Raw genomic sequence first — 16054 nt, 5'->3', positions numbered from 1 at the left:
TTCATCCACATGTGAAAACCTAATGATTCCACAGCTTTGAGCAAAGCGCCCCAAGCCTGTGGATAACTTTGTGGGGAAACTTGACTCAATTTGACGAGTGCGGCGCAAAATGCTCGCCCCAAAGCCGAAGCGGCGTCTGCGTTGGTGATTATAGCGCAATGATGCATAACGATTTTCTGTGCTTATCCACAGACCATCACGGGTTCGTCATCACAGCGTTACATGCCGGCTGCGGGTAATTTTGCCTGTGCACAACATCGTTCCGGCAACTCGAAATCCCAGCCAGAGTCAAGGCCTAATAGCAGGGCTGTAACGGAATCTTTCTTTTCTTAACGGCGGTATCTTTCGATCTCGACGCCGGCGCCGGCAGCCTCTGGTATTGCAGCGGGTTTTTCCACGCAAACCCGTACACGGCGAACGCGAGAATCTTCCAGGCAAAGCGCGGCCAGGCGCTCGGCCATGGTTTCAACCAGATCGATATGGCCCTCGGCCAGCAGGGCCTTGGTGCGCTGCACCAGGCCGTCATAACAAACCACGTCGGCGTAATCGAGCGGGCCATTGCCACCTATGGCGGCTTGCGGGGTTTCGCGCACCCAAAGCTCGAGGTCGATGATCACATCCTGCGGCCGCAGTTTTTCTTCCGCATACACGCCGATGCGGGCGGGCAGGCGCAATTCGCGCACGAAGACGCGGCGGAAGCTTTCCGGCACATTGGGCAGCGGGATGTCGCTCCAGGCGGCCCGGGCGCGGTCGTGAATGGTCATGTCATTCCTCCGGGTCGCGGCTATGCCCCGTGGGCGGCGGCCAGGGCAGGTGCTGGCCGCCATCGAGGGCGATCATTTGGCCGGTCATGGCCGGCGCGTCAAGCAGGAATAGCAGGCCTGCGGCAATCTCTTCCGGCGCTGCCCCGCGTTGCAGCGGCGTGGAAGCCCATTGCCGGGCGAATTGTTCGGCGCTTTGGCGCGTGGAAGGCAGCACCGGGCCCGGTCCGATGCCATTCACCCGGATGCGCGGCGCCAGCGCCATGGCCAGGGTCTGGGTCAGACTCCAGAGCGCGGATTTCGACAGCGTATAGCTGGCGAAATGCGGCGTGAGGCGCCACACCCGCTGGTCGATGATGTTGACGATATCGCCCTTGCGATCGTCCGGCAAAGCGGCGGCGAAGGCCTGGCTGAGAAAGAACGGCGCCCGCAGATTGGCATCCATATGCATCGCCCAGCTTTCCGGCGTGGCGCTCTGGATATTGTCGTATTCAAACAGCGAAGCGTTGTTCACCAAGATGTCGATCGGCCCCAGCGCCTGCTGTGCAAGCGGCAGCAAAGCCTGACAGGCGGCGATATCGCGCAGATCGGCTTGCACGGCCATGGCGCGGCCGCCCTTGCCGGCAATCTCGGCCACCAGCGCATCGGCTGCGGTGCGCGAGGTGTTGTAATGCACCGCCACGCCATAGCCGCGCGCGGCCAGGGCAAGACTGATGGCGCGGCCGATGCGCACCGCGCCGCCGGTAACGAGGGCGTTTCTTGTGGGTGTGGTGCGCGTCATTTCTTGCGGCCCCGATAGGTGCGGCGGCTGCCCGCCTTGCCGGCGGTGGAGCGCGGCGCGGGGGCGCTGTATTTGGCGCCGTCCTCGGCCAACCCCATGGGTTTCACCGCCACGCTGCCGCCGAGTTCCAGTTCGCTCATTTCCAGCCGTTTGATTTCATCGCGCAGACGGGCGGCTTCCTCGAATTCCAGGTTGCCGGCGGCCTCGCGCATGCGTTTATCCAGGTCGGCCAGATAGGCCTTCAGGTTATGGCCCACCAGATGGCCATCCTTGGCATGTTCCACATCCACTGTGTAATGGTCATGCTCGTACACGCTTTGCAGGATGTCGCCGATCTGTTTGCGCACACTTTCCGGCGTGATGCCGTGTTCGGCATTATAGGCCTGTTGCTTGGCGCGGCGGCGGGCGGTTTCGTCCAGCGCGCGCTTCATGCTGTTGGTCATCTTGTCGGCATAGAGGACGACATGGCCATCCACGTTGCGTGCGGCGCGGCCGATGGTCTGGATCAAAGAGGTTTCGCTGCGCAGAAAGCCTTCCTTGTCGGCATCCAGGATGGCCACCAGCCCGCATTCGGGAATATCGAGGCCCTCGCGCAGCAGGTTGATGCCGATCAGCACGTCGAACGCCCCCAGCCGCAGATCGCGCAGGATTTCGATGCGTTCCAGCGTGTCGATATCGGAATGCAGATAGCGCACTTTCAGGCCGGCATCGGTGAGGTATTCGGTCAGGTCTTCCGCCATGCGCTTGGTCAGGGTGGTCACCAGCACGCGATAGCCCTTGGCGATGGTCTTGCGCGCCTCGCTCAGCAGGTCGTCCACCTGATGCTCCACCGGGCGGATTTCGGTTTCCGGATCGATAAGCCCGGTCGGGCGGATCACCTGTTCGGTGAACACGCCGCCGGTGCGCTCCATCTCCCATTTACCGGGCGTGGCGGAAACGAACACGGTTTGCGGTCGCAGGCTTTCCCATTCGCGGAATCGTAGCGGCCGGTTGTCGATGCAGGAGGGCAGGCGGAAGCCATATTCCGCCAGCGTGGCCTTGCGCCGGAAGTCGCCGCGAAACATGCCACCGATTTGCGGCACGGTCACATGGCTTTCATCCACGAACAGGATGGCGTTTTCCGGCAGATATTCAAACAGCGTGGGCGGCGGCGCGCCGGGCGGGCGGCCGGTGAGATAGCGTGAATAATTTTCGATGCCGGCACAGGCGCCGGTGGCGATCATCATTTCGATATCGAAGGTCGTGCGCTGTTCCAACCGCTGCATTTCCAGCAGGCGGTTCTGCTTGGCCAGTTCGTCCAGCCGCAGCTTGAGGTCCACCTTGATCTGCTCCACCGCCTGTTGCAGCGTGGGCTTCGGCGTCACGTAATGGCTGTTGGCGAAGAGTTTCACGCTTTCCATCGTGGCGCTGCGCTCGCCGGTCAGCGGATCGAATTCCACGATGCTTTCCAACTCGTCGCCGAACAGCGAAAGCCGCCAGGCGCGGTCTTCCATATGCGATGGGAAGATTTCGATGCCATCGCCGCGCACGCGGAAGGCGCCGCGCTGGAAGGCGGCATCGTTGCGGCGATATTGCAGATCCACCAGGCGGCGCAGCAATGTGTCGCGGTCGATGATCTGCCCGGCCTTCAGCGGCAGGGTCATTTCGGAATAGGTTTCCACCGAACCGATACCGTAGATGCAGGAAACCGAGGCCACCACGATCACATCGTCGCGCTCCAACAGGGCGCGGGTGGCCGAGTGGCGCATGCGGTCGATCTGCTCGTTCACCGCCGAATCTTTTTCGATATAGGTGTCGGTGCGGGCCACATAGGCTTCCGGCTGGTAGTAATCGTAATAGGAGACGAAATACTCCACCGCGTTGTTGGGGAAGAAATTTTTCATCTCGCCATAAAGCTGGGCGGCCAGGGTCTTGTTCGGCGCCAGCACCAGGGCGGGCCGGCCGGTGCGGGCGATCACCTGGGCCATGCTGAAGGTCTTGCCCGAGCCGGTGACACCCAGCAGCACCTGGTCGCGCTCGCCGCCCACAACCCCCTCGGTCAGTTCCGCGATGGCGGTGGGCTGGTCGCCGGAAGGCTGGTAGGGGGCCTGCAGGTCATAGGCGATGCCGCCCTGGCTCTTTTCCGGGCGTTCCGGGCGATGCGGCACGAAATCCGGGAAATTCGCATCGGCGAAAACGTCCGGGTCTTCGATTTCTCGCTCGACGGTGGATGCTGTAGCGGGCTTGGCCATGGCGGGAATATGGCGCGGGCCGGCGCGGCTTGCCAGTGCCTGACGCGTTCTGGCCCTTTCTTCGCCGCAATTGCATGGGTATATCTGTGGGAAAGCAAGGAAAATTGCCATGACAGTGATCGTTACCGGCGGTGCCGGATTTATCGGTTCGGCCCTGGTCCGCCAGCTTAATGCGGCGGGCGAGTCGGTGGTGACGGTGGATAAGCTCACCTATGCCGGCAACCTGGATAACCTGGCCGACCTGAAGCAGCCCGCGCTGCACCGTTTCGAGCGTATCGATATCTGCGACCGTGCGGCGATCCGTGCGCTTTATGCCGAAGTGAAACCGAAAGCCGTGTATCACCTGGCCGCCGAAAGCCATGTGGATCGTTCCATCGACAGCCCGGCAGCCTTCATCGAAACCAATGTGACCGGCAGCCTGGTGCTGCTGGAAGCCGCCGTTGAATATTGGCGCGGTCTGGACGATGCCGGCAAGGCGGCGTTCCGGCATCTGCAGGTTTCCACCGACGAAGTCTATGGCGATGCCGAGCCGGACGAATTCTTCACCGAGGCCAGCCCCTACAAACCGAATTCGCCCTATGCCGCCAGCAAGGCTGCCTCCGATCATCTGGCACGCGCTTTCGGCCGCACCTATGGCCTGCCGATCCTGGTGACCAATTGCGGCAACAATTACGGGCCGTATCAGTTTCCGGAAAAGCTGATTCCGCTGATGATCCTGAATGCCCTGGAAGGCCGTCCGCTGCCGGTCTATGGCAAGGGCGACCAGATCCGCGATTGGATCCATGTGGATGATCACGCCGCCGCCTTGCGCCAGGTGATGGCGAAAGGCCGTGTGGGCGAAACCTATCTGATCGGGGCGCGCGGCACCCGGCGCAATCTGGAGCTGGTGCATACCATCTGCGCGCTGCTGGATGATTTCGCGCCGCAGCCCACGGGCCGCAAATACGCCGAATTCATCCGCTATGTCACCGACCGGCCGGGCCATGATTCCCGCTATGCCATCGATCCCGGCAAATGCGAGAGCGAATTGGGCTGGAAGCCGGTTTATGATGTCACCTCCGGCCTGCGCCAGACGGTGAAATGGTATCTGGAAAACCGCGCCTGGTGCGAGCGCGCCGGCAAGCATTACGACCGCGACCGTATCGGTCTGGCAAAGCAGGGATGAGGAAACCATGAAGGGTATCGTGCTGGCCGGCGGCACCGGCTCGCGTCTGCATCCCGCCACCTCGGTGGTGAGCAAGCAATTGCTGCCGGTCTACGACAAGCCGATGGTGTTCTATCCGCTCACCACGCTGATGCTGGCCGGCATCCGCGACATCCTGATCATCACCACGCCGCGCGACCAGGCAGCCTTCAGCGATCTGCTGCAGGATGGCAGCCAATGGGGCGTGAATATCCAATATGCCGTGCAGCCCGAGCCCAACGGCATCGCCCAGGCCTTTCTGATCGGCCGCGATTTTCTGGCCGGCGACCATGCTGCCCTGGTGCTGGGCGACAACATCTTCTACGGCGAAGGCTTCGGCGACATTCTGCGCCGTGCGGCCAGCCGCGAGCAGGGCGCCACGGTGTTCGGCTATTGGGTGGCCGATCCGGAACGTTACGGCGTGTTGGATCTGGATGCGCAAGGCGGCGTGAAGGCGATCATCGAAAAGCCCAATCCGGCGCCCACCAACTGGGCCGTAACCGGCCTGTATTTCTACGACAACCAGGTGAGCGATATCGCGGCTGCGCTGAAACCCAGCAAACGCGGCGAACTGGAAATCACCGATCTCAACAATGCCTATCTGGCGCGCGGCCAGTTGAGCGTGGAGAAATTCGGCCGTGGCTTCGCCTGGCTGGATACCGGCACGCCCGACAGCCTGCTGGATGCGGCCAATTTCATGGCCACGGTGGAAAAGCGCCAGGGTTTGAAGATTGCGGTGCCCGAGGAAGTGGCTTGGCGGCTGGGCTTCATCGACCGGGCGCAGGTGGAACGCCGCATCGCCTTCTACAAGAACAACGCCTATGCGCAGTATCTCAGCCGGATATTGAATCAGGCCGGCTGAGATTGCATGCGGTTCAGGCGTTGCGCTTTTGCCACCAGCCGATGAGTTCGCCGACGATACCGCGGCGGAAGGCCATCACCACCACCACGAAGATCGCGCCCTGGATCACCAGCACATATTCGGCGAAGCCGGCCAGATAATTCTGCATGGTCACGATCACGGCGGCCCCCACGGCAGGGCCCAGGATGGTGCCCATACCGCCCACCAGGGTCATCAACACCACTTCGCCCGACATCTGCCAGGCCACGTCGGTGAGCGAGGCAAGCTGGAATACCAGCGCCTTGGTGGCGCCCGCCATGCCGGCCAGGGCGGCGGACAGCACGAAGGCCAGCAGCTTGTAACGATCCACCCGATAGCCCAGCGACACGGCGCGGGGCTCGTTTTCGCGGATCGCCTTCAGCACCTGGCCGAACGGCGAGTGGATGGTGCGGTGGATGATGGTGAAGCCGATCACGAAGACAGCCAGCACCACGTAATAGAAATGCAGGTCGTTGGTGGTTTCGATGAAGCCGAAAACCGCACGGCGCGGCACGGCCTGGATGCCGTCTTCGCCGCCGGTGAATTTGGTCTGCAGGCAGAAGAAAAACACCATCTGCGCCAGCGCCAGGGTTACCATGGCAAAATAGATGCCCTGGCGACGGATGGCGATGAGGCCGGCCACCAGGCCCAAAGCGGCAGCCACAGCCGTGCCGGCCAGGATGCCGAATTCCGGCGACCAGCCCCAGCTTTTCACCACATAGGCGCTGATATAGGCGGCGCCGCCGAAGAACATGGCATGGCCGAACGAGAGCAGGCCGACATAGCCGATCAGCAGATTGAAGGCGCATGCGAACAGCGCAAAGCACAGCACCTTCATCAGAAAGACCGGATAGACGATGGCGGGCGCCACCAGCAGCAGGGCCAGCAGGGCGGCGAAAATATGAGTTTCACGCAGCTTCATGATGCCAGCCTCACTTCGGGGTGCCGAACAGGCCGGCCGGCTTTATCATCAGCACGATGGCCATGATGATGAAGATCACCGTACTCGATGCCTCGGGATAGAATACCTTGGTCAATCCCTCGATCAGACCCAGGGTGAAGCCGGTGACGATGGAACCCATGATCGAGCCCATGCCGCCGATCACCACCACCGCAAACACCACGATGATCAAGTTGGATCCCATCGTGGGGTTCACATTGTAGATCGGTGCTGCCATCACGCCGGCCAAAGCGGCCAAGCCTACGCCGAAGCCATAGGTGAGGGTGATCATGCGCGGCACGTTGATGCCGAAGGCCTGCACCAGTTCCGGCTTCTCGGTGGCGGCGCGCAGATACGAGCCAAGCTTGGTGCGTTCGATCATGTACCAGGTGCCGAGGCAGACGATCAGCGAGGCCACCACCACCCAGGCGCGGTAATTGGGCAGGAACATGAAGGGCAGACGCTGGCCGCCGGGGATCGGATTTTCATAAGGCAGGCCCGACGAGCCGAAGGCTTTGCGGAACAGGCCTTCCACGATCAACGCCAGGCCGAAGGTAAGCAGCAGGCCGTAGAGATGGTCGAGGTGATACAGCCGGCGCAGCAGCAGGCGCTCCAGCACCATACCGAAAGCCGCCACGATGATCGGCGCCAGGAGCAGTGCACCCCAATAGGGAATACCCAGCCAGTTGAGCAGCATCCAGGCCACGAAGGCGCCCATCATGTATTGCGCGCCGTGGGTGAAGTTGATCACGTTCAGCAGGCCGAAGATCACGGCCAGGCCGAGACTCAACATCGAATAGAAGGCGCCGTTGATCAGTCCGAGCAATAGCTGCCCGAACAAGGCCTGTGGCGGTATGCCGATCAGCTCGAACATCGCTGAAGCGTCCCCTTGTTTTGGTCCCTGTTAAACACGTCGCCTTTTAGCCCGTACTGGTTGGCACCGTATCGGTTGGCACCGTATCGGTTAGCACCATGCTGGGCCTTTTCGGCGTCTTATGGGGGCGGGCCGGATGGGCTTGAAACCTGGCCCGCCGCCATAAGGCGCGTGCGGAAAGCAGGGCCGCCGGTTGCCCGGCGGCCCCGTTACGCGATTACTTCACCAGCGGGCAATTGCCTTCTGCCATCGGGCGGAAAGCTTCTGCGGCGGGGATGGTCTTCTTCACGGTGAGATAATCCCAGGCATACTTCGATTCGCCGGGCTTCTTCACTTCCACGAGATACATGTCGTGCACGTGACGGCCATCCTTGCGCAGGGTGCCCTTGCCGAACAGCTTATCGTCGCTGGGCATTTCCTTCATCTTGTCCACCACCTTCACGCCGTCGGCATCGCTCTTCAGCGCTTCCACGGCCTTCAGGTAATGGATCACGCCGGAATAGATGCCGGCATGCACCATGGTGGGCATCTTGCCGCCATTGGCCGCCGCGAATTCCTTGGCGAATGCGCGGTTGTTGTCGTTGGCATCCCAATACCAGGCGGTGGTGAAGTTCAGGCCCTGGGCGGTCTTCAGGCCGAGCGAATGCACATCGGTGATGAACATCAGCATGCCGGCCAGCTTCTGGCCGCCTTCGACGATGCCGAATTCAGCCGCCTGCTTGATCGAGTTGATGGTGTCGCCGCCGGCATTGGCGAACGCCACGATCTGCGCCTTGGAGGCCTGCGCCTGCAGCAGGAAGGACGAGAAGTCGGTGCCCGGGAAGGGGTGCCGCACGGCGCCCACCACGGTGCCGCCATTGGCCTTCACCACATTGCCGGTATCGCGCTCCAGCGCATGGCCGAAGGCGTAATCGGCGGTGACGAAGTACCAGCTCTTGCCGCCGGTCTGCACGATCGCCTTGCCGGTGCCGTTGGCCAGCGCCCAGGTGTCGTAGGTCCAATGCGCGGTGTTGGGCGAGCAGGCCGGGCCGGTCAGATCGGAGGTGGCAGGGCCGGAGCCGATGAACACCTTGTTCTTTTCCTTGGTGATCTGGTTGATCGCCAGGGCCACCGACGAGGTCGGCACGTCCACGATGGCATCCACCTTGTCCACGTCATACCACTGGCGGGCGATGTTGGAGCCGATATCGGGCTTGTTCTGGTGATCGCCGAAAACCACTTCCACCTTGAAGCCGCGCTTCTCGATGCCGGAATCGGCCACAGCCTTGCGGGCAGCCCAGGTGCCGCCGGGGCCGGACACGTCGGCATAGAGGCCGGACTGGTCATTCAAAACGCCGAGCTTGATCACGCCATCGCTGACTTGCGCCTGGGCGGCACCGGCGGCCAGCACGATTGCCGTGGTGGCGAAAAGGGTCTTGATCTGCATTGTTTCCTCCTCAGGGTTTCAACTGGTTACACGCCGAGATACTGCTCCAGTTTTGCGGTATTATTGGCAATCTGATCGTTCGGAATCATGTCGATCACCTTGCCGTGTTCCACCACATAGTGGCGGTCAGCCACCGTGCTGGCGAAGCGGAAATTCTGCTCCACCAGCAAAACGGTGAATCCCTTCTGCTTCAGCAGCCGGATCATTGCGCCAATCTGCTGCACGATCACCGGGGCCAGGCCCTCGGTGGGTTCGTCCAGCAGCAGGAAGGTTGCGCCGGTGCGCAGGATGCGCCCGATGGCCAGCATCTGCTGTTCGCCGCCAGATAGCTTGGTGCCCTGGCTTTTCAGGCGTTCCTTCAGGTTGGGGAAGATCTGGTAGATTTCCTCCAGCGACATGCCGCCGCCTTTGACCACCGGGGGCAGCGTGAGATTCTCATACACATTCAGGCTGGAGAAGATGCCGCGTTCCTCGGGGCAGAAAGCCAGGCCGATGCGGGCGATCTTGTTGGAGGACAGGTGGATCAGTTCCTGGCCTTCGAAACTCACCGAGCCCGAACGCTGGGCCAGCATGCCCATCACGGCCTTCATCGTGGTGGTCTTGCCGGCGCCGTTGCGGCCCAGCAGGGTGACAACCTCGCCCTTTGCCACATGGAATTCCATGCCATGGAGAATGTGGCTCTCGCCGTAGAATCCATGCAGGTCTTTTACGACAAGCTGCGCCTCAGCCATGACCGGTCCCCATATACGCCTCGATCACTTCCGGATTCTTCGAGACCGTTTCGTAATTGCCTTCGGCGAGGATTTCGCCGCGGCGCAGCACGGTGATGGTGTCAGACAGCTTGGCCACCACCGACAGGTTATGCTCCACCATCAGCACCGTGCGGTTTTTCGCCACGCGCTTGATCAGGTCGGAAATCTTTTCGATATCCTCGTGGCCCATGCCGGCCATCGGCTCGTCCAGCAGCATCATTTCCGGCTCGAGCGCCAGGGTGGTGGCGATTTCCAGCGCGCGCTTGCGGCCGTAAGGCAGTTCAACGGCGGTGAGATGGCGGAAATCGCTCAGGCCCACGGCATCGAGCAATTCCTCGGCGCGGGCATTCAGCTTTTCCAGGCTGCGCTCCGAACGCCAGAAATGGAAGCTGGTGCCCAGCGGCCGCTGCAACGCGATGCGCACATTTTCCACCAGTGTGAGGTGCGGGAACACCGCAGAAATCTGGAAGGAACGCACAAGGCCCGAGCGCGCGATATCCGCCGGCTTGGCCGAGGAGATGTCGCGCCCGTTATAGCTGATCCGGCCCCTGCTCAGCGGCAGGAACTTGGTCAGCAGGTTGAAACAGGTGGTCTTGCCGGCGCCATTCGGCCCGATCAGGGCATGAATGCTGTGGCGGCGAACGCTCAGATTCACGTCCTTCACAGCCACGAAGCCGGCAAATTCTTTGGTAAGACCCTCTGTGGTAAGGATATAATCGTCCGCCATCGGTTCGGCTTATCCTTGTTTTATATCGTATCACTCCCTGGCCGCCGGTTCGTTTTCCAAACCTGACGACAGCGTCATGTAACGGTATTCAGTCGGGGAAGTAAATAGCTGTTTTGGCAAAAATAATGCGCCCGATAGCGGGATTAATCCTGCATCGGTTCATTTTTGCGGCATTATCAAACGATTATTTGATGGCGGGTTCGGCCAGATCGCCCGCTTTGCTTAATTTGTGCTCACGGAAGGCTATATAGCAGGTGGAAGCGAAGATGATGCTGCCGCCCAGCCAGGTATAGAAATCAGGCACCTGGCCGAAAATCATGAAGCCGAGAATCGCTGCGAAAATCAGCTTGGTGAATTCCAGCGGCATGATCACCCCGGTATCGGTATGGCGGAAGGCCTCGGTGAACAGCACCTGGCCGATCGAACCCAATACGCCAAGCAGCAGAAGCAACATGAATTGCGGTGCATTGGGCATCTGCCAGAACGGCAGCGATACACCGAATGAAATCGGAATCGCGAAAACCAGCATGTAGGTGGAGATGGTGAGGCTGGAATCCGTGCGGGCAAGAATCTTGATATCGATCATCGAAATCGCCCATAGCACGGTGGCGCCCAGGATCAGCATCTGCCCCAGGCCGATCTCGGCAAAGCCCGGCCGCAGGATGACAAGCATGCCGAGAATGCCAATGAGCAGGGCGGCGATGCGGCGGGCACGGATGCGTTCGCCCAGCACCACAACGGCGCCGATGGTAACGAAAAGCGGCGCGGCATAGGATAGCGCGGTCACCTCGGCCAGCGGGATCATGCTCAGGCTGGTGAAGAACAGCAGCATCGAACAGCCATTCACCACGCCGCGCAGGGCATGCAGGCCGATCTTTTTCGTGCGCAGGGCGGTGAAACGGCTACGGATCAGCAGCGGCATCAAGGCCAGCAGGCCGAAAACGTTGCGGAAGAAGGCGACCTGGAAGGGGTGAAGCTCTTGCGTCAGCTTGGCCACCGTTGCATGCATGCAACTGAAGCATAATGTGGCAATCAGCATCAAACCCATGGCTTTCAGAAGCAGCATGCGGCTGCTCTGATTCATGGCAAAAGGTATGTCGGACATGAAACCCCGGCGGATTATGAATCGGCAGTATCCAGGATAATTACGGTTCCGAGCATTGCGAAAACTGCAACTCTCCCATGTCCTGCCTATTGAGGCGACGGTGCCGGCGATCCAGGCAGCCCTGGCAAAGCCAGATCTGGCAAGCCCAGATTTGGCAGGCCCCGATCCGGCGTTGCCTAATCTGGTCATACAGGCGCCGCCCGGTTCGGGCAAGACCACGCTGATTCCGCTGGCGCTGCTGGACGAAGCCTGGCTGTCTGGCCGCAGTATCATCATGCTGGAGCCGCGTCGTCTGGCCGCGCGCATGGCAGCCCGGCGGATGGCCTATCTGCTTGGCGAGTCCGTAGGGGAAACCGTGGGCTACCGGGTCCGGCTGGAAAGCAAGGTGGGGCCGCGTACCCGCATCGAGGTGGTGACCGACGGTGTATTCCTGCGCCGGCTGCAGCGTGACCCTGAACTGAGCGGCGTGGCCGCGATATTGTTCGACGAAGTGCATGAGCGCGGGTTGGAAACCGATCTGGCGCTGGCGCTTTGCCGCGAGGCGCAGCAGGCATTGCGGCCCGATCTGCGGCTGGTAGCGATGTCGGCCACCCTGGATGCGGCGCCCTTTGCCGCGCTGCTTGGCGATGCCCCGGTGGTTACTGCCGAAGGCCGGGCCTTTCCGGTGGAAATTCGCTGGCGCCCGCCTGCCGCAAATACCCGCATAGAGCAGGCCACGACGGATTGCATTCGCCAGGCTATGGGCGAGACCGAAGGCGACATGTTGGTGTTTCTCCCCGGTCAGGGAGAAATCCGGCGCACCATGACGCGCCTGCAGGATGCCGGCTTGCCCGAAAACGTTAGCGTGATGCCGCTCTATGGCGATCTGTCGCCTGCCGAACAGGACGCCGCCATTCAGCCCAGCCCGGCCGGTCGGCGCAAGGTGGTGCTGGCCACCAGCATCGCCGAGAGCAGCCTCACCATCGAGGGTGTGCGTGTGGTGGTGGATGCCGGGCTGATGCGCCAGGCCAGCTTTTCGCCGCGCACCGGCATGAGCGGCCTGGAAACCGTGAAGGTCAGTCAGGCCTCGGCCGAGCAGCGCGCCGGCCGTGCCGGTCGTGTGGCGCCGGGTGTTTGCTATCGGCTCTGGGCAGAGGCGGCCCATGGCGGCCTGGCAAAATTCTCCGCGCCGGAAATCGCCAATGCCGATCTGGCGCCTTTGGCTTTGGACCTGGCTGTGTGGGGCGCGCGCGATGCTGCCGCCTTGCCCTGGCTCGACCCGCCGCCGGCGCCGGCTTTGGCGCAGGCGCGCAAATTGCTGCACGATCTCGGCGCGTTGGATCATGCCGGCGTGGGAGAGGGCAATGTCACGCCCCATGGCCGCGCCATGGCCGAATTGCCGCTGCATCCGCGCCTGGCGCATATGGTGATACGCGGCCAGGCAAAAGGCCTGGGGGCTTTGGCCTGCATGCTGGCGGCGCTGCTGTCTGAACGCGACATAGTTCGTTCCGGCGGGCCACATGGGCCGCGCGATGCCGATCTGCGCTGGCGGTTGGATATGCTGTTGCGGGCAGACCGCAAGGCAGCGCCTCATGGCATGCGGGTGCCTCATGGCATGCGGGTGCCCCCTGGCATGCGGGTGGATGAAGGCGCAGTGCGGCAGATCCGCAAGCTGGCGGAAGATTGGCGCCGCCGCATCGATGCCAGGCCGCATCATGGCGATACCGAGGCGACCGGCCTGCTGCTGGCGCTGGCTTATCCCGATCGCGTGGCGAAGAAGCGCGGCCAGCAGGCCGGCAGCTATCTGATGAGCGGCGGTCGCGGCGCGCGGCTGGATGAACTGGATGCGTTATGCCGCGAGCCCTATCTGGCAATCGGCGAATTGGATGGGGCGCAGGCGGATGCGCGGGTTTATCTCGCCGCGCCTTTGAGCGAAGCCGAGATCGAGGCCGAATTGGGCGATGCGATCCAGACCACTGAAAGCGTGGTCTGGGATGATCGTGAGAAGGCGGTGCTTGCGCGGCGCCAGCGCCGGCTGGGCGCCCTGGTGCTGAAGGAACGCATGCTCGATAAGCCGGATCCCGATGCCCTGCGCGCCGCTTTGCTGGAAGGCATTCGCAAGGCCGGGCTGGATGCCCTGCCCTGGACCGCCGGCCTGCGGCAATGGCAGGCCCGCGTGGCGCTGTTGCGCCGCACGCTGCCGCAGGCCGCAAACTGGCCCGATTGCAGCGATGCGGCCTTGCTTGAAGGACTGGATGACTGGCTGTCGCCTTATCTCGATGGCCTTGGCAAGCTGTCGCAGCTTGCCGGTATCGATCTGCATGCCGCGCTTACCGGCCGTTTGAACTACGCCGAACGGAAATTGCTGGATGCGGAAGCGCCAACCCATTGGATCGTGCCCACCGGCAATGCGCTTGCCATCGATTATGCGGCCGGCGACATGCCGGTGCTGGCCGTGCGTTTGCAGGAAATGTTTGGCGAGCGTGAAACTCCCAGCATTGCCGGCGGCCGGATGAAACTTTTACTGCATCTGCTGTCGCCTGCACGCCGGCCCTTGCAGGTGACAGCCGATCTCGCCGGCTTCTGGCAATCCAGCTATCGCAGCGTGCGTGCCGAGATGCGCGGCCAGTATCCCAAGCATGAATGGCCGGAAGATCCCGCCAATGCAGCGCCGACCGCACGCGCAAAGCCGCGCGCGCGTTAAACACCAGAGCGAGTGTTTGTCATTGGTATGTCTATGATCGATTCTATATGCCGGCCTGGATACATATCGCATCGATATTTGCTGCGAGCCGATTGCAGAACCCATACTTGTTGTGGGCAGGCGTAGGCGTTAAGCTCGGTCTTGCATGAAACCGGAATTCCGCCGCGATATCAGCATCCTGTTCGGCGACGGCAAGTCGGCGATGCGCAATCTCTATCGTCAGGCCCTGCTGGGCGCTGGGTTCCTCAAGCTGCGTGAATTCGACAGCATGGTGGGCTTCACCGATCTGCTGCATATTGTGCAGCCTGATGTGATCCTGATGGAAATCGAGATGCCTGAGGGCGATGCCTGCGCCACGGTGCATGGCTTGCGCCATGGCCTGCTGGGCGACAATCCGTTTCTGCCGGTGATCCTCACCACCTGGGATGCGGAAAGCACCAATGTGCGCCGCGCGGTGAATGCCGGCGCCGACGATCTGCTGGTGAAGCCGGTCAACACCAAAACCCTGGTGGAGCGTATCGAGGCGCTGGCGCTGGCGCGCAAGCCTTTCGTGGTGACCGCCGATTATATCGGGCCGGACCGGCGCAAGGCCTCGGCGCGCGATGGAAACAGTGCGCCGCTGATTCAACCGCCCAATCCGCTGCTGGCCAAACTGCGTGGCGAGCCGGTGGATACCACGGCGATACGCGACGCGGTGCAGCAGGCCAACGAGCAGGTGCGTTTGCAGCGTTTGCGGCAATCGGCCTTCCGTATTGCCTTTTCCGCCCAGCAGGTGGTGCCAGCCTTCCGCGAGGGCCGGGTGGATGATCGCATCCGGGGCTTGTTGCGCGACCTGATCGAGTCGGTGGATGAGATTTCACGTCGCGTGGCCGGCAGCGACGTGGCCCATGTGGGCAAGATCTGCGAGCCGCTGCTATCCACCGCCCGCCGGCTGGCGGCCAATGAACTGCCCGATCCGAAAACCCCGGAAGGCAGCAAGCCGCTGGATCTGCTGCAGGCGCTGGCAAATGCCGTGCTGGCGTTTTTCAACCCGGGACGCGAGGCCGGCCAATTGGCCAACGAAGTCGCGTCTGCCGTCGCGCGGTATCGCGCGCGGGTCGGTTAGCTGCGCGGTATCGCGCGCGGGTCGGTTAGCTGCGCGCTATTGCTGGACGAAGCGGCAGGTGAGGGGCGGCTTATTTATTGCCGCCCACCACATCGTAAACCTGGAATCCGCCATCCCAGATCATCCGCAAGGCCACGTAGAAGATGATCAGCAGGCCGATATAGGCGATCCAGTGATAGCGGTCGAGCAGACGCGCGATCAGCTTCGATGCCATCGCCATCAGGGCGATGGAAAGCACCAGGCCGAATGCCAGGATATAAGGATGGTCGCGGGCGGCGCCGGCCACCGCCAGCACATTGTCGAGCGACATCGACACGTCGGCCATCACGATCTGGGTGATTGCCTCGCGCTTGCTCTTGGGGGCGGGCTTGCCGGTATCGGCATCTTCCGCCTGGCCATCGGCCTTGGCGTGGGCGCGCAATTCGCGCCACATCTTCCAGCTCACCCAGAGCAGCAGCAGGCCGCCGGCCAGGGTGAGGCCGATGATCGAGAGCAACTGCACCGCCACAGCGGCGAACATGATGCGCAGCAATGTGGCGGCCAGAATGCCGTAGAAGATGATCTTGCCGCGCTCATTGGGCGCCAGGCCGGCCACCGCCATGCCGA

At 62.2% G+C, this 16054-nt stretch carries 14 protein-coding genes; 4 read left to right on the top strand and 10 right to left on the bottom strand.

All coding sequences use genetic code 11. The annotated features are described in order from the left end of the window. Positions 1-329 precede the first annotated feature (329 nt). The 3 genes from folB to uvrB are packed head-to-tail and all read right to left on the bottom strand — an operon-like array spanning position 330 to position 3773. Entirely contained in the window at positions 330-764 is a 435-nt protein-coding gene (gene folB / locus KF827_RS11105) for a dihydroneopterin aldolase (protein WP_291004981.1), read from the bottom strand. 1 nt (position 765) lies between these two features. Further along, entirely contained in the window at positions 766-1542 is a 777-nt protein-coding gene (locus tag KF827_RS11100; protein WP_291004978.1) for an SDR family oxidoreductase, read from the bottom strand. Continuing rightward, complete coding sequence (gene uvrB, locus KF827_RS11095) at positions 1539-3773, bottom strand: excinuclease ABC subunit UvrB (RefSeq protein WP_291004975.1); 2235 nt, start codon at positions 3771-3773, stop codon at positions 1539-1541. Before uvrB ends, KF827_RS11100 begins: the two co-directional genes overlap by 4 nt. Positions 3774-3882: 109 nt before the next feature. Between uvrB and rfbB the strand changes: the two genes are divergently transcribed. Beyond that, positions 3883-4938, top strand: a complete 1056-nt coding sequence (gene rfbB, locus KF827_RS11090; protein WP_291004972.1) for a dTDP-glucose 4,6-dehydratase — start codon at positions 3883-3885, stop codon at positions 4936-4938. A gap of 7 nt (positions 4939-4945) precedes the next feature. Then, on the top strand, positions 4946-5818 hold the full coding sequence (gene rfbA / locus KF827_RS11085; protein WP_291004969.1) for a glucose-1-phosphate thymidylyltransferase RfbA: 873 nt from the start codon (positions 4946-4948) through the stop codon (positions 5816-5818). A 13-nt stretch (positions 5819-5831) separates the two neighbouring features. Here the strand turns inward: rfbA and KF827_RS11080 are convergent, their stop codons facing one another. The 6 genes from KF827_RS11080 to KF827_RS11055 form a co-directional block, all read right to left on the bottom strand. Then, positions 5832-6758 carry a branched-chain amino acid ABC transporter permease gene (locus KF827_RS11080; RefSeq protein WP_291004966.1) on the bottom strand — a complete coding sequence of 309 codons (927 nt, stop codon included), beginning with the start codon at positions 6756-6758 and terminating at the stop codon, positions 5832-5834. A 10-nt stretch (positions 6759-6768) separates the two neighbouring features. Then, positions 6769-7650, bottom strand: a complete 882-nt coding sequence (locus KF827_RS11075; RefSeq protein WP_291004963.1) for a branched-chain amino acid ABC transporter permease — start codon at positions 7648-7650, stop codon at positions 6769-6771. A 217-nt stretch (positions 7651-7867) separates the two neighbouring features. Beyond that, a complete protein-coding gene (locus tag KF827_RS11070) occupies positions 7868-9076 on the bottom strand; it encodes an ABC transporter substrate-binding protein (protein ID WP_291004960.1) in 1209 nt (402 codons plus the stop codon). 26 nt (positions 9077-9102) lie between these two features. Then, complete coding sequence (locus KF827_RS11065; RefSeq protein WP_291004957.1) at positions 9103-9807, bottom strand: ABC transporter ATP-binding protein; 705 nt, start codon at positions 9805-9807, stop codon at positions 9103-9105. Beyond that, positions 9800-10555 (bottom strand): ABC transporter ATP-binding protein, encoded by a 756-nt coding sequence (locus KF827_RS11060; RefSeq protein ID WP_291004955.1) that lies wholly within the window; start codon positions 10553-10555, stop codon positions 9800-9802. The genes KF827_RS11065 and KF827_RS11060 overlap by 8 nt, the downstream gene beginning before the upstream one ends. A gap of 184 nt (positions 10556-10739) precedes the next feature. Next, on the bottom strand, positions 10740-11660 hold the full coding sequence (locus KF827_RS11055; RefSeq protein ID WP_291004952.1) for a DMT family transporter: 921 nt from the start codon (positions 11658-11660) through the stop codon (positions 10740-10742). Positions 11661-11760: 100 nt separating this feature from the next. On the opposite strand from KF827_RS11055, the gene hrpB reads away from it, so the two are divergent. Both hrpB and KF827_RS11045 read left to right on the top strand, forming a co-directional pair. Further along, positions 11761-14343 (top strand): ATP-dependent helicase HrpB, encoded by a 2583-nt coding sequence (hrpB, locus tag KF827_RS11050; RefSeq protein WP_291004949.1) that lies wholly within the window; start codon positions 11761-11763, stop codon positions 14341-14343. A 145-nt stretch (positions 14344-14488) separates the two neighbouring features. Then, entirely contained in the window at positions 14489-15448 is a 960-nt protein-coding gene (locus KF827_RS11045; RefSeq protein ID WP_291004946.1) for a response regulator, read from the top strand. A gap of 70 nt (positions 15449-15518) precedes the next feature. Here KF827_RS11045 and KF827_RS11040 read toward each other — a convergent pair. Next, a partial coding sequence (locus KF827_RS11040; protein ID WP_291004943.1) for a YjbE family putative metal transport protein occupies positions 15519-16054 on the bottom strand: 536 nt, incomplete at its 5' end.

Source organism: Ferrovibrio sp. (assembly GCF_019636075.1).
Classification (GTDB): Bacteria; Pseudomonadota; Alphaproteobacteria; order Ferrovibrionales; family Ferrovibrionaceae; genus Ferrovibrio.
The sequence above is the reverse complement of the archived record's forward strand: the minus strand, read 5'-3'. Positions and strand labels throughout refer to the sequence as shown.